This is a genomic window from Paenibacillus sonchi, assembly GCF_016772475.1.
GTDB lineage: Bacteria > Bacillota > Bacilli > Paenibacillales > Paenibacillaceae > Paenibacillus_AQ > Paenibacillus_AQ sonchi.
Genome location: NZ_CP068595.1, coordinates 2,429,447 through 2,442,006 on the forward strand (window position 1 = coordinate 2,429,447; position 12,560 = coordinate 2,442,006).

Sequence of the window (12,560 nt, forward strand, 5' to 3'; positions counted from 1 at the left end):
GCTCGCAGACACGTGTCCACAGGACCGGTTTGACCTGCCACAAGTGGGCCTTCCTCCGTCTATTTTTTGCTGAAAGACAACAATGCTGACTGACGGGAACTTCATGGGGTGTCAAGAGACAATAACAGGGGAGTGGCTGTGATGAAAAAAGGGATCAAAAAGGGACTAATCACGGGATTCGCATTATTATTGACAGCAGGTCTTGCGGCTTGCGGCAATAACAATTCAGGCAATGGGGCGGCCCCAGCAACAGATGCACCGGCAGCAAGCAATGCGGCTGCAACAGCAGAAGCTGCCAAGGCTCCGGCAAAAGATCCGGTAGAGCTGCTGAATGTATCCTACGACCCGACACGCGAGCTGTACGAGAATTATAACAAGGCGTTCTCCGCCTATTGGGAGAAAGAAACGGGCCAGAAGGTTACGGTCAAACAGTCGCATGGCGGTTCCGGCGCCGAAAGCCGGGCGGTGCAGGAAGGCCTGGAAGCGGATGTGGTCACTCTTGCCCTAGGCTACGACATTGACGCACTGAAGGACAAGGGGCTGATCAATGAAGGCTGGGAAAGCAAATTCGAGCATAACAGCTCCCCATACACCTCGACGATTGTGTTCCTGGTACGCAAAGGCAACCCCAAAGGCATCAAGGACTGGCCGGATCTGCTGAAAGAAGGGGTGGAAGTCATCACGCCGAATCCGAAAACCTCCGGAGGGGCACGCTGGAACTATCTTGCCGCCTGGGGCTATGCGCTTGACCACAACAACAATGATGAAGCCAAAGCGCAGGAATTTGTCCAGGAGCTGTTCAAGCACGTGCCCGTGCTGGATACCGGAGCGCGCGGGGCGACCACAACCTTTGTAGAGCGGGGAATCGGCGATGTGCTGATTGCCTGGGAGAATGAAGCCTACCTGTCGATCAAGGAGCTGGGCCCCGACAAATTCGAAATCGTCAACCCGTCCGAGAGCATTCTGGCCGAACCGCCGGTGGCTGTAGTAGACAAGGTCGTGGACAAAAGAGGCACCCGTGAGGCAGCCGAAGCCTACCTGAAGTATCTCTACACCGAAGAGGGGCAAAAAATCGCTGCCGACAACTACTACCGTCCGACCCTGGAGAGCGTGAAAGAGGAATATAAGGACAAATTCCCTGAGATCAAGCTGTTCACACTCGCAGATAAATTCGGAACCTGGAAAGAAACCCAGGAGAAGCATTTCAATGACGGCGGGATTTTCGACAAAATTTATGTGCCTGGCGCCAAATAATAATCCAAACGGCTGACATCCGGAGAAGAGCGGCAGGATTTGCTGTAAACAGTTTGTGTATGGAGGCTGATCGGCCCATTAGCCGAAGGCGGGAAAGGGATGAACAGGTCAATGAATGTCACTATTACGGCTCCAGTGCGGGGCAAGGTGCTGCCGGGCTTCGGGCTTACGATGGGCTACAGCGTGCTCTATCTGAGTCTTGTCGTATTGCTGCCGCTATCGGCACTGTTATTTAATTCGACGGGACTGAGCTGGGCCAAATTCTGGGATATCGCGACGGACCCGCGCGTCCTGGCTTCGTACCGGGTCAGCTTGAGCACTGCGGCAATGGCAGCCTTAGCCGATGCTTTTCTGGGACTGCTGCTGGCTTGGGTGCTGGTGCGCTATGAGTTTCCGGGCAAAAGGATATTCGACGCCCTGATCGATCTGCCGTTCGCGCTCCCGACAGCTGTAGCAGGTGTTTCCCTGACGGCGCTGTATTCGCAAAATGGCTGGATCGGCTCGCTGCTGGAGCCGTTGGGGCTTAAGATCGCCTTCACACCGCTGGGCATTACGCTTGCGCTGATGTTCATCGGCATTCCCTTTGTCGTCCGTACCGTTCAGCCGGTGCTGGAGGACTTGGACCGGGATATGGAGGAGGCTTCGGCAACGCTGGGAGCGGGACGCTGGCGGACCTTCCGCAGCATCGTGATCCCGGAGCTGATCCCGCCGCTGCTTACCGGCTTTGCGCTGGCGTTTGCCCGGGGGATCGGGGAATACGGGTCCGTGGTATTCATCTCCGGCAATATGCCGATGCGCACAGAGATTGCTCCGCTGCTTATCATGTCGAAGCTGGAGCAGTTTGATTATGCCGGGGCGACCGCAGTAGCACTGCTGCTGCTGTTGATCTCTTTCCTGATGCTGCTTGTCATTAACACGCTGCAGCGCTGGGCCCGCAAGACTTCGCGGTAAGCAGACCAATAATTCAGGAGGTAAAATTATGGCTGGTACTGTCCCTATGGCTGCACCCAGACCGCGCCGGAGTGCAGCTTCCCCTGCAACCACGGAATCCTCTGCCGTGAAGTGGCTGCTGGTCGCAGCGGCTGGTCTTGTGCTGTTCGGGCTGATCGCACTGCCGCTGATCGTGGTGCTGACAGAAGCGCTGAAGCGGGGCTGGGATGTCTTCCTGGCGGCGCTGACCGATCCTGATGCCGCTTCAGCACTGCGGCTGACGCTGCTGGTTGCTGCAATCACCGTGCCGCTGAATACCCTGTTCGGGGTGATGGCCGCTTGGGTGGTGACCAAGTTCCGTTTTCGCGGCAAAGGGTTTCTGATTACGCTGATTGACCTGCCTTTTGCCGTATCGCCGGTCATCGGCGGGCTGATCTTTGTGCTTGTCTTCGGCTCGAACGGCTGGTTCGGGTCCTGGCTCAGCGCCCATGACATTAAGATTGTTTTTGCCCTTCCGGGCATCGTGCTCGCCACATTGTTTGTGACCTTTCCTTTTGTGGCCCGCGAGCTGATTCCGCTGATGGAGGACCAGGGCACGCAGGAGGAGGAAGCGGCGATTACCCTCGGGGCTCATGGCTGGCAGATTTTCTGGCGCGTAACGCTGCCGAATATCAAATGGGGGCTGTTGTACGGAATTATCCTCTGCAATGCGCGGGCGATGGGAGAGTTCGGTGCAGTATCCGTTGTATCCGGGCATATTCGCGGGGAGACGAACACGCTGCCGCTGCATGTTGAAATTTTGTATAACGAATATCAGTTCTCGGCTTCCTTCGGCGTTGCTTCGCTGCTGCTGCTGCTCGCTTTGGTAACGATGATCGTAAAAAGCTGGCTTACACGCAAAAGTGCGCATTGACAGCCCTTTTGATTCCATGCTAAGTTAAACCATAGTATACAGGTTGGTTAAGACGGGATTGGTGGAGAATCCCCTGTCCGGGGAAAGGGAGGCTGGAGAATGGCTAAGCCACTGAAAGTGGATGAGGTATGGCTTGCGCGGATTGCGGAGCTTTTGGACAATATGGAATTCGGTTCCCTGCACATCGTGGTGCATGAAGGGCAAATTGTGCAGATGGAGCGGACCGAGCGCAAGCGCTTTGAGAACAGCACTGCAAATGCACGTTATAGTGGAGAGGCCGGAAGCCGGCGGACCGATTCCCGTTCTGCGGGACGAGGGTGAAGCGTACGGCCCTTATATCTGCAATCGGACTCAAGTCGAAATTAAACCCGATAGAATACTTAAGGAAACGAAGCGCTGTAAGCCAAAGCAGTTATGCAAAATTATAGCTGATGAAGGAGTAACGCCCTCTCGTCCAGTGATAACCAGCAAAAAGACGATATTTCATTCGAAACTTGAATGAGTGTCGTCTTTTTTTTCATATCGGCTCCATATTAATAAGTTACACTAAAGGTACATGAAGTTCACTTACCGTTAGTTCTCATGCTCTGTTTTATCTATATATACTAAAGGAATTCATTTCCACACCGTCGAAATTAGAATAAACAAACCTCACGGAGCGGGCTTCGAATAGATGCTTTTCTCATGGCAGGGAAAGTTAGTGCGAGGTGAATGAACATTGCCGACGATTATGGTAGTGGATGACGACGTCTTTGTCCGCCAACTGGCAGGGCTGTTATTAAGAGACGAAGGTATGGACGTCGTAGAGAAAACGGATGGTCTCGAAGCCTGGGATTATTACTTGCATCATTCCGTTGATTTAATCATTTTGGATATTATGATGCCCGGCATGGACGGTTGGGAGCTGTGCAGAAAGCTGCGGGAGGCCGGGGACAAGCCGATGCTGATGGTCACGGCCAAAAAGGAGTCGCTGGACAAAGTCAAAGGCTTCCGGTTGGGGACGGACGATTATTTGACCAAACCTTTTGATCCGATGGAGATGGTCATGCGGGTCAAGGCGCTGCTCAAAAGGTATCGGATCGCTACCTCCCATATCGTGAAGCTCGGTCGAGTCATTCTCGATAAAACGAGCTACCAGGTTCACTTTTTCGATACGGGCGGGGAATGGACTCTTCCTTTAAAAGAATTTGAGCTGCTTTACAAACTGGCCAGTTATCCCGGGCAAATTTTTACGCGCGACATGCTGATCCGCGACATCTGGGGTTACGCGTTCAATGGGGATGAACGCACCGTGGACACGCATGTCAAACGTCTGCGCGACAAGTTCGAGCAGTATGCCGAAGATTTCCGCATCGTAACGATGCGCGGCATGGGCTACCGTCTGGAGGTGTATCGTGATTAACTCACTCTATGCCCGCGTCGTGTTGACGTTTCTGGGGGTTGTCATAGTCAGCCTGCTCTCGGGTTTTTTCGTTCAAAGCTATTTCTACAAAAGCCATATTGGAGCGATCGTGGAAGAGAAGATGATTGGCAATGCCCAAATGATCATTCAATTATATAAGAAATTGGCTCCGAAGGATGCGAAGGCTTTCGCGGAAGTAAGCAATTCTATGCCCTTTTATAAGATACGGTTTTATGACAGCTCGGGAACGCTGCTGAACCCTGGGAGCGCTGCTCCAGACCGGCAGAAGGATCAACCGTATCTGCAGCAAGTGCTCAAGCAAAACAAAATTTATCGCAACGGGTCCAGCGAGGATGACGAGATTACGGTTGGCCTGCCTTTTGCGCTGAATGGTTCGCCGCACGTCTTGTTGGTTACGACCCAGACCGTTTTTTTCCTCGACGAAATCGATTCCTTGATCCGGTATCAGCAGCTGTTTACTCTCGGTTTGGGAAGTATTCTGGTGTTGATCGCTGCGCGGTATATGGTCAGGCCCCTGCGGAAGCTGACCCATGCAACGCAAAGAATGGCCAGGGGCGATTTTAACGTTGGCCTGTCTACCAAACGTCGCGACGAAATTGGACAGCTTACCCTAAGCTTTAACGCGATGGCGGCTGAGCTGGGAAAGCTGGATATGCTCCGTCGGCGGTTTGTTTCCGATGTATCCCACGAAATCCAATCTCCTCTAACGTCGATCAAAGGATATACCCGTGTGCTGAAGATCAAGTCCATGGACGGGAAAACCCGTATGCAGATGCTGAATATTATCGACGAGGAGAGCGACAGGCTGTCCCGGCTGTGCGACGATCTGCTGGAATTGACCAGCCTGGAGCACGAGCATGCAAAGCCCGACCTGCAAAAGTTTCGTCTCGACGAGCAACTGCGCAAAGCTGTCATTCGCCTGGAACCGCAATGGTCTGCCCGCAATCTGGATATGCAGCTTATGCTGGAGCCGATAACCATTGTAGCGGATGAAGACAGGATGAATCAGGTGTGGAACAACCTGCTTGGCAATTGCATCAAATTTACCGCCGATCATGGAAAGATAATGGTGGAGTCCTTCAAGAAAGGCGAAAGCGCAGTCGTCCGAATGACGGACAATGGAATCGGCATGCCTGAGGAGGAAATCAGCCAAATTTTCAAACCGTTCTACAAAGTGGATACAGCGAGAAAACGCAATATTAGCGGCAACGGAATCGGTCTTTCCATCGTGAAGCGGATTGTCGATCTTCATCATGGAAAAATCGAAGTGTCCAGCAGATTGGGGAGCGGAACCTCCTTCTCGATCACACTTCCCCTCGAAGATACAAAGCCCGAATTGTAATCCTCTGTTCAAACTGAGGACAAATTCGGGCTTTATACTATCCTCGAAAAGCCAATTTTGTATTTTTTGATCAGAAGGAGGACCAGAAATGAAAGTATTGATTGCCATCTTGACCCTCCTGACATTCAGCATGTCGGGAACCTATGTCCAGGCGAAGGAGAACCGGAAGCAGCCGCCCCCCGCAACCGCAGCCGCCGAGCGCCAGCTTTGGCAATCGGAAGGGTATGGCCATATATTCGAAATAGAAGGCCAATCCGTTAAGGTCTACAGCTACACCAAGGACAGCTTGGTACCGTTCGGGAAAGGAAATATCGAGAACAACGGCGACATTTATATTAATGAAATTTACGACAACACCAAATCCCAGGAGCAATTTAATGCCCCGCGATTTCCGATGGGCCGCTTCGTTAACGGCAGCTTGACCGATGGCTTGGGATACGTGCAGCATTTCAAACGGATTGATAATCTTCCCAAGGTGAAGTATAACGGATTCAGCAATGATCCCGTGCAAAATTTTGAAGTATTCTGGCAATCCTTTGAAGAGAATTTCAGTTTCTTTCCGCTCGTCAAAGTGAATTGGAAAGAGGTGTACAAAGAGTATCGGCCCAAAGTTGGCGCCGCTACCTCCGAGAAGGAACTGGAGGATATTTTGACGCAAATGTTCCAAAAGCTGAACGACGGACACAGCGTCATATTCGGTAAAAAGGGTATGATCTTCTCCAAGTCCAAAGTTGAGCGGGAGGAATTTTTCTCAGCCAATTCGAAGTCGATGCAACGAAACGTCGAAGACGGATATATCAAAGGGGCGGTAAAGAGCAAGCTCGACGGGCGTATTGTTTATGGCCAAACGAAAAGCGGCGGCGCTTACATCAAGCTGATTGGTTTTGACGAGTCCGATCCGCAGAAAATTGACCAAGCACTGGCGGAAATGGTGCAGGATCTGGCGAACTGCCGCAACTTTATAATCGATATGCGCTTTAATGAGGGGGGCGAGGACTTCTTCGGGTTGAAAATAGCCGGCTTGTTTGCCGAGAAACGCAAGCTGGCGTATGCCAAACAGGTCCGAACAGGCGGATACGAGCAATTCTCCAAGCCTACGCAGGTATATATCGAACCGGGAGCAAAGCAGTTTTCAGCTGATAATATTGTGGTGCTGACCAGTCCGTTAACGGTAAGCGCCGGCGAGACAGGGACGATGGCCTTAAAAGCATTGGACAAAGTAAAGGTTATCGGGGAAAAGACGTGCGGATACTTTTCGGACATGCTGCTTAGACTGTTGCCGAACAAACAGTTATTCTCCCTGAGCAACGAACGTTATACATCGCCTGACGGCACTAATTACGAGCAGCGCGGCCTGCCGCCGGACGAAAAGATCATGATCAAGCAAGCCGATATTGATGCCGGCAAGGACCCGGTGATGAACCGGGCTTTGGAATTGCTTAAAAAGAAGCCATAAAATAAAACGCGGAAGTATGCAGATTATTCAATAGACATCCATGCCTTATTTCAGGATAGATACTGTAATTTGCCCCGCTAGGATGGGGAACAGGCAACCATAAACCCATAAATCCCAAACGGCTGCGCTGTCCAGTGAAGGACGGCGCAGCCGTTTAATTCTAAATTCCAGATTGCTTACTGGCAAATGTGCTTCGTATAATCCTTTTATCATGGCTGGTGAGGGGACTCCTTCTTTTGTTATTTTTGAGCTTTCCCGCTAGTAGCGTGGTGTGCGCCGCGAGGCGGATATTCCCTCAATGAGCAGAATGATTGCGGTCACAGCGTGCATAATCCAGCCGACAAAAGGAATCAAAGCGACTACCGAAGTGACAATCCCGACTACGTTGCCGACGATAGGTCCACGCTCTCTCAACAGCAGTACTACGGCTACTGCGTGCAGCAGGAACGCAACACCCAGCGGCGCCCAGGCATTCGCAACAACAAAAGCTCCCCCGATGAACGGCAGCGCCAGAAAAGCCTCATAAGCAAATGTACCCCATTTGAACAACTTCCCTATTGGAGTCATGATGACTTCACCCAACCTTTCGGCATAATATTATGATCCTATTCCACAGTTTACCCCAGAATAAGGGCATAGAATATTCCGGCTGCAAAAGAACAGCGGCTTTGAGTCATTGTACGTTCAACAATGGATAATGTTTCATCATGTTGTGTATCGGCTGGAACTCTCTTGCTTGGCAGCGGTGCCGTCGTATATATTGGTAACAGCAATGCAGGCAACAATTGCAGTATATTGTAGCAAGAAAAAGCAGCATGCCTGATTCGCAGAGAATGCTCTCGCGGTGCTGAGGAATGTCCCACGACGTTATTGAAGAGAATGTGAAATAGACATACAACTGGAGAAAGTGAGGGTTGCTGGTATGGATATTGTGGTTTTTGGAGCAACGGGAACAATCGGCAGAGCCATTGTGCAGGAAGCGCTAAAAAGAAAACATGAGGTCACTGCAGCGGTCCGCAATCCGGCTTCACTGGAGCTGGAACATGAGCGCCTGCACGTCACTACAGCAGATATTTTGGACCCGGCGACGGTAGCTGAGGCGGTACGCGGGCATGAAGAAGTGATCAGTGCGTTTGGTCCCGCAGCCGGGCGGGAGAACGACCTGCTGCGTGCGGCGGAGAGTCTGCTGGAGGGCATGCAGGCTGCAGGCCTGGAGCGGCTGCTGGTGATTGGCGGAGCGGGCACGCTGAAAACGGAGTCAGGCGAGCGGCTGATGGATACGCCGGGGTTCCCCGGGAAGTTCCGGCCGCTGGCGGAGGCGCATGGACATGCCTATGAAATCTATAGCGCTTCTTCATTGGACTACACGTATCTCAGTCCGCCTGCCGTGATCCGCCCCGGCCGCCGGACCGGACAGTTCCGCATCGGCCTGGACCGCCTGGTGGTGGATGAGAACGGAGACAGCAGCATCAGCGTGGAGGATTTTGCCGTAGCCGTCATTGATGAGCTGGAGGAAGGAAACTTCAGCCGGACCCGGTTTACGGTGGGATACTAAACAATGTAACAAGACCAAAAAACAGCGATTCTCCATTACCCGGAGAATCGCTGTTTTTTTGGGAATATAAGGATTTATATGTTTTGGGGGAAGCGAAGCTTACCCCTTATTAGTGGCTTTAGCCAGTTGAGTACGCGAAGCGTGCGAAACAAAAAACCACCTGCTATGCGGGTGGTGTAGTGATGCTTATAGCAAAAAACCACCTGATGCGATCGTTATAATAGGAGTGTTCAAGCTACTATGTCTAACGAAAGGAGAAGGTGGTTTTTGTGGGACAAGCCAGAGAAGGCATGGCACAACCCAAGTGGATGTGCAAGTACCATATCGTATTCACCCCAAAGTATAGACGAAAGGTGATCTACAATCAATACAAAGAAAGTATCCGAGATATCCTAAAGCAACTCTGTGGCTACAAAGGAGTAGAGATTATCGAAGGACACCTCATGCCCGATCATATTCATATGTTGGTGAGTATTCCACCGAAAATGAGCGTCTCGAGTTTTATGGGATATCTGAAAGGGAAAAGTGCGCTCATGATCTTCGATAAGCATGCAAACTTGAAGTATAAGTACGGGAATCGCCATTTTTGGGCAGAAGGGTACTATGTAAGCACGGTAGGTCTCAATGAAGCAACGATTAAAAAGTATATCCAGGAGCAGGAAAGTCACGATATTGCACTGGATAAGCTGAGTGTGAAAGAGTATGAAAACCCCTTTAAGGGGTAGCTGGTAGTCCAAGCACCCCTTCAGGGGTAGGCAAAAGAGGCAAAGGCATAGTGGCTTGAACGAAGTGAAAGCCAGCGCCTTTAGACGCTAGCCGGCACCAGAGGCTTATAGCCTCAGAGCAAACCACCCGTTGGACGGGTGGTTATGATTTATGAATTTGTAACGAGCAACGGTAGAAATACCGTTGTTGGGGCGGCGAAGGCCGGTTTCTTCGCAGGTGCTAGTTGGAAAAAGGGAACTTATTTTTTCGAAAATTTATAAATACTGAGATTTAAGTGGAAAAAGTAAACTTAATTGGGCCACTTTTCTTAAACAATGGCGAAATGAGCTGAATTAGTGCCCCTTTTTCCACTTCATCTGTCTGGGGATAGAGTACTCCGGCAAATTAGTGTACCTTTTTCCACTTAAAGCGTTGCCGACAAGAAATTTTGGGATTCTGGGATGCTAACTGGCGGAGCGGGTATTGGGGATGCGCAAAGCCTTGATTATAGAGAACATAAGCGCCTTACATCAGCTACCGGCTTGATCCGAATTCGCTGGAAATACGTTCATGACCGTTGAACCGGGCTTATACCTGCCCGGTATTGGAGGAGTCCGGATAGAGGTGATGTTCTGGTTGGAACGGACGCAAGCCGGGTGTTGACGCGCTCACCGAAGAGTGATTTAATCGTGTTGCCATAACAGAACTGCAATTCATATAGTAATCTGATCATGCAGGGAGGGAACGAGATGTACGTGGTTACTGCAGAGGAAATGCGGAAGCTGGACCGTGAAACGATAGAACGGCTGGGAATTCCGGCGGTGGCGCTGATGGAGAATGCCGGACGGGCCATTGCGGAGGAGATCATTAAGCTGTGCCGCAGCCGGAGCGGGTCTGCCGGAAGGCCCCGGGGGATACGGGGACAGAAGCAGCCGGGACGGCTGGGATTGGCGGCGGCCCGGGGATCAAGCCGCCGGGCTTCACGGTCAGCGGGGATAGCGCGCTGGCCTTGGGGCATGCCGACGCGGGGCATTGGCTTGTCCTCGCCGGCAAGGGCAATAACGGCGGCGACGGTCTTGCCGCCGCCCGGTACCTGCGTGAGGCGGGCATCGCCGTCACGCTGGTGTACGCGGCCGCGCCGGAGTCGCTGGCCGGCGAAGCCGCCCTGCAGCGCGATGCCGCTGCAGCCCTGGGCCTGCCCGCCGTAGTCTACGGCCGGGACCGGGTGGACTTTGCCGCATGCAGCGGCATCGTGGATGCGCTGCTCGGCACCGGCAGCGCGGGCGCCCGCGCGGTGCCTATGCGGAGCTGATTGCCGCCGCGAACAGCAGCGGCAAACCCATTGTGTCCGCAGACATCCCCAGCGGGCTGGATGCGGACACGGGCCAGGCGCATGAGCCTTGCATTCATGCGGCAGTGACGGTCTGCCTCGCGTTCCTCAAACGCGGGCTGCTGCAATATCCCGGCGCGGGCAACGCCGGGCAGGTGGTGGTCCGCTCCATCGGCATCCCTGCTGCCTTGGCCCGGGAGGGCGGCGTCCCGGCCAGCCTGCTGACGCCGGAGGTGCTGCGGACACGTCTGCAGGTCGACGTGTCGCGCCGCCGTTCGCCCGAGGGCCACAAGGGCACCTACGGGCATGTCCTGCTGGCAGCGGGAAGCCTTAGCATGAGCGGGGCGGGTCTGCTGGCAGCCCGCGCCGCCCTGCGCGCAGGCTGCGGCCTGGTGACCTGGGCGCTGCCTGCGATGCTGATGCCCCATGTCATCGGCGCAGTTCCGGAGCTGATGCTGGCAGCGGCCGGCGGGGAGAATGGCACCTGGAGCGCCGGGACTGCCGCTGAAGTGCTGCGGCTAAGCACCGGCAGAGATGTCACTGCAGTGGGGCCGGGGCTTGGACGGTTTGCGGACGATCAGGAATGGCTGCGGGCGCTGTGGGAAGGCATTGCTGCCCCACTGGTTATCGATGCCGATGCGCTAAACATTCTGGCCGACAGTGATTACAGCTCCTGGACAAGCCGCCGCCATCCGGTGATCCTGACGCCCCATCCGGGGGAAATGGCCCGGCTGGCTGGAATATCCACGGCTGAGGTGCAGCGGGACCGGATCGGCTTGGCGCTGGCTTATGCCCGGGAGCATGGGGTAACCCTTGTACTGAAGGGGGCCCATACGGTGGTCGCAACGCCTGAAGGAGAGGCTTATGTGAATATCACAGGCCATCCGGGCATGGGAACCGGCGGTGCGGGCGATGTGCTGACCGGCATCATTGCGGGATTGCTTGCACAAGGGCTCAATGCTGCGCAGGCAGCGGCCTTTGGCGTCTATCTGCACGGCCTGGCCGGTGAACGGGCTGCCCGCCAGCGCCATGATCCGTCGGCATTGATCGCCGGAGATATCATTGAGGCGCTCTGAGCCGGGCGGGACAGGGCGCTGTTATACTTATGAGGTGCAACGTTGCATTCTACCTGACCCTTGGTCCGCAATACACAACGCAGCTAAGCGGCAGTTCTTGCGCTATAAGCGCAGGTCAGAACAGCACCAGGCAGATCAGCGGGACAAACAGGGCGAATACCGGAAGCAGGAGCGGCTGCCGTTCTCCGGCCAGCTGCGCAAGCCGGAACAGCAGCAATGCGAAAATCCCGGCGATCCCGCAGGCCACAGCGTCCCCGCCCTGCTCTGCGGCCAGCCATACGCCAGCGCCATAACCGCAGGCCGCGTACAGCACAAGGGCCGGTGGGAGCGAAGTGAAGCGGAATATGCGCAGCAGGGCATCGGATACCAGCGCGGCCGGCAGTCCGTAGGCATAGATGGCATAAGGCACCGAGGTCGGCCAGCCTTCCGGTACACCACCGGTATGCGGGAATGCGAGCATAGCAAGGGAGACCAGCATAAATGTCAGCCCGGCAGCAGACAGCTTCGTCAGGGCATACATCCCTGCACTAAGCCTCACGGATGGAAGATCGTAATCCTTCAATTTGTTCATGAATA

At 53.8% G+C, this 12,560-nt stretch carries 12 protein-coding genes and 2 pseudogenes; 12 read left to right on the forward strand and 2 right to left on the reverse strand.

The annotated features are described in order from the left end of the window. Positions 1-141: 141 nt before the first annotated feature. The 7 genes from JI735_RS11200 to JI735_RS11230 all read left to right on the forward strand — a co-directional run bounded on the left by JI735_RS11200 (position 142) and on the right by JI735_RS11230 (position 7,318). Positions 142-1,254, forward strand: coding sequence for a sulfate ABC transporter substrate-binding protein (locus tag JI735_RS11200; RefSeq protein WP_202677387.1), 1,113 nt, complete (start codon positions 142-144; stop codon positions 1,252-1,254). A gap of 99 nt (positions 1,255-1,353) precedes the next feature. Beyond that, positions 1,354-2,205 carry a sulfate ABC transporter permease subunit CysT gene (gene cysT / locus JI735_RS11205; protein ID WP_233476347.1) on the forward strand — a complete coding sequence of 284 codons (852 nt, stop codon included), beginning with the start codon at positions 1,354-1,356 and terminating at the stop codon, positions 2,203-2,205. Between the two features lie 28 nt (positions 2,206-2,233). After that, complete coding sequence (gene cysW, locus JI735_RS11210) at positions 2,234-3,097, forward strand: sulfate ABC transporter permease subunit CysW (protein WP_039838953.1); 864 nt, start codon at positions 2,234-2,236, stop codon at positions 3,095-3,097. 99 nt (positions 3,098-3,196) lie between these two features. Then, positions 3,197-3,418, forward strand: a complete 222-nt coding sequence (locus tag JI735_RS11215; protein ID WP_020426589.1) for a YezD family protein — start codon at positions 3,197-3,199, stop codon at positions 3,416-3,418. Positions 3,419-3,815: 397 nt separating this feature from the next. After that, positions 3,816-4,499, forward strand: coding sequence for a response regulator transcription factor (locus JI735_RS11220; RefSeq protein ID WP_039838952.1), 684 nt, complete (start codon positions 3,816-3,818; stop codon positions 4,497-4,499). After that, on the forward strand, positions 4,492-5,862 hold the full coding sequence (locus JI735_RS11225; protein ID WP_039838951.1) for a sensor histidine kinase: 1,371 nt from the start codon (positions 4,492-4,494) through the stop codon (positions 5,860-5,862). Before JI735_RS11220 ends, JI735_RS11225 begins: the two co-directional genes overlap by 8 nt. Before the next feature lie 88 nt (positions 5,863-5,950). Continuing rightward, positions 5,951-7,318, forward strand: a complete 1,368-nt coding sequence (locus JI735_RS11230; RefSeq protein WP_039838949.1) for a S41 family peptidase — start codon at positions 5,951-5,953, stop codon at positions 7,316-7,318. A 258-nt stretch (positions 7,319-7,576) separates the two neighbouring features. Here JI735_RS11230 and JI735_RS11235 read toward each other — a convergent pair whose 3' ends face one another. Next, the gene (locus JI735_RS11235; protein ID WP_025707393.1) at positions 7,577-7,885 is read right to left on the reverse strand and encodes a hypothetical protein; all 309 of its coding nucleotides are present in this window, start codon (positions 7,883-7,885) and stop codon (positions 7,577-7,579) included. A 355-nt stretch (positions 7,886-8,240) separates the two neighbouring features. On the opposite strand from JI735_RS11235, the gene JI735_RS11240 reads away from it, so the two are divergent. The 5 genes and pseudogenes from JI735_RS11240 (at position 8,241) to JI735_RS37770 (ending at position 11,984) form a co-directional block, all read left to right on the forward strand. Further along, complete coding sequence (locus tag JI735_RS11240; protein WP_039838948.1) at positions 8,241-8,873, forward strand: NAD(P)-dependent oxidoreductase; 633 nt, start codon at positions 8,241-8,243, stop codon at positions 8,871-8,873. Positions 8,874-9,163: 290 nt separating this feature from the next. Then, positions 9,164-9,598, forward strand: a complete 435-nt coding sequence (tnpA, locus tag JI735_RS11245; protein WP_202677613.1) for an IS200/IS605 family transposase — start codon at positions 9,164-9,166, stop codon at positions 9,596-9,598. 538 nt (positions 9,599-10,136) lie between these two features. Then, positions 10,137-10,279, forward strand: a pseudogene (locus JI735_RS37760) (M24 family metallopeptidase); the annotation flags it as partial. A gap of 173 nt (positions 10,280-10,452) precedes the next feature. Beyond that, positions 10,453-10,967 (forward strand): annotated as a pseudogene (locus JI735_RS37765) (NAD(P)H-hydrate epimerase); the annotation flags it as partial. Positions 10,968-11,168: 201 nt separating this feature from the next. Continuing rightward, on the forward strand, positions 11,169-11,984 hold the full coding sequence (locus JI735_RS37770; protein WP_411830116.1) for an NAD(P)H-hydrate dehydratase: 816 nt from the start codon (positions 11,169-11,171) through the stop codon (positions 11,982-11,984). Between the two features lie 115 nt (positions 11,985-12,099). Here JI735_RS37770 and JI735_RS11255 read toward each other — a convergent pair whose 3' ends face one another. After that, the gene (locus JI735_RS11255; protein ID WP_046501068.1) at positions 12,100-12,555 is read right to left on the reverse strand and encodes a hypothetical protein; all 456 of its coding nucleotides are present in this window, start codon (positions 12,553-12,555) and stop codon (positions 12,100-12,102) included. Positions 12,556-12,560: the final 5 nt, after the last annotated feature.

What these genes read in the sequence shown, in the direction of transcription:
- JI735_RS11200 (WP_202677387.1), top strand. Translation starts at nt 142, where the DNA reads ATGAAAAAAGGGATCAAAAAGGGACTAATCACGGGATTCGCATTATTA.
- cysT (WP_233476347.1), top strand. Translation starts at nt 1,354, where the DNA reads ATGAACAGGTCAATGAATGTCACTATTACGGCTCCAGTGCGGGGCAAG.
- cysW (WP_039838953.1), top strand. Translation starts at nt 2,234, where the DNA reads ATGGCTGGTACTGTCCCTATGGCTGCACCCAGACCGCGCCGGAGTGCA.
- JI735_RS11215 (WP_020426589.1), top strand. Translation starts at nt 3,197, where the DNA reads ATGGCTAAGCCACTGAAAGTGGATGAGGTATGGCTTGCGCGGATTGCG.
- JI735_RS11230 (WP_039838949.1), top strand. Translation starts at nt 5,951, where the DNA reads ATGAAAGTATTGATTGCCATCTTGACCCTCCTGACATTCAGCATGTCG.
- JI735_RS11235 (WP_025707393.1), bottom strand. Translation starts at nt 7,885, where the DNA reads ATGACTCCAATAGGGAAGTTGTTCAAATGGGGTACATTTGCTTATGAG.
- JI735_RS11240 (WP_039838948.1), top strand. Translation starts at nt 8,241, where the DNA reads ATGGATATTGTGGTTTTTGGAGCAACGGGAACAATCGGCAGAGCCATT.
- tnpA (WP_202677613.1), top strand. Translation starts at nt 9,164, where the DNA reads ATGGCACAACCCAAGTGGATGTGCAAGTACCATATCGTATTCACCCCA.
- JI735_RS11255 (WP_046501068.1), bottom strand. Translation starts at nt 12,555, where the DNA reads ATGAACAAATTGAAGGATTACGATCTTCCATCCGTGAGGCTTAGTGCA.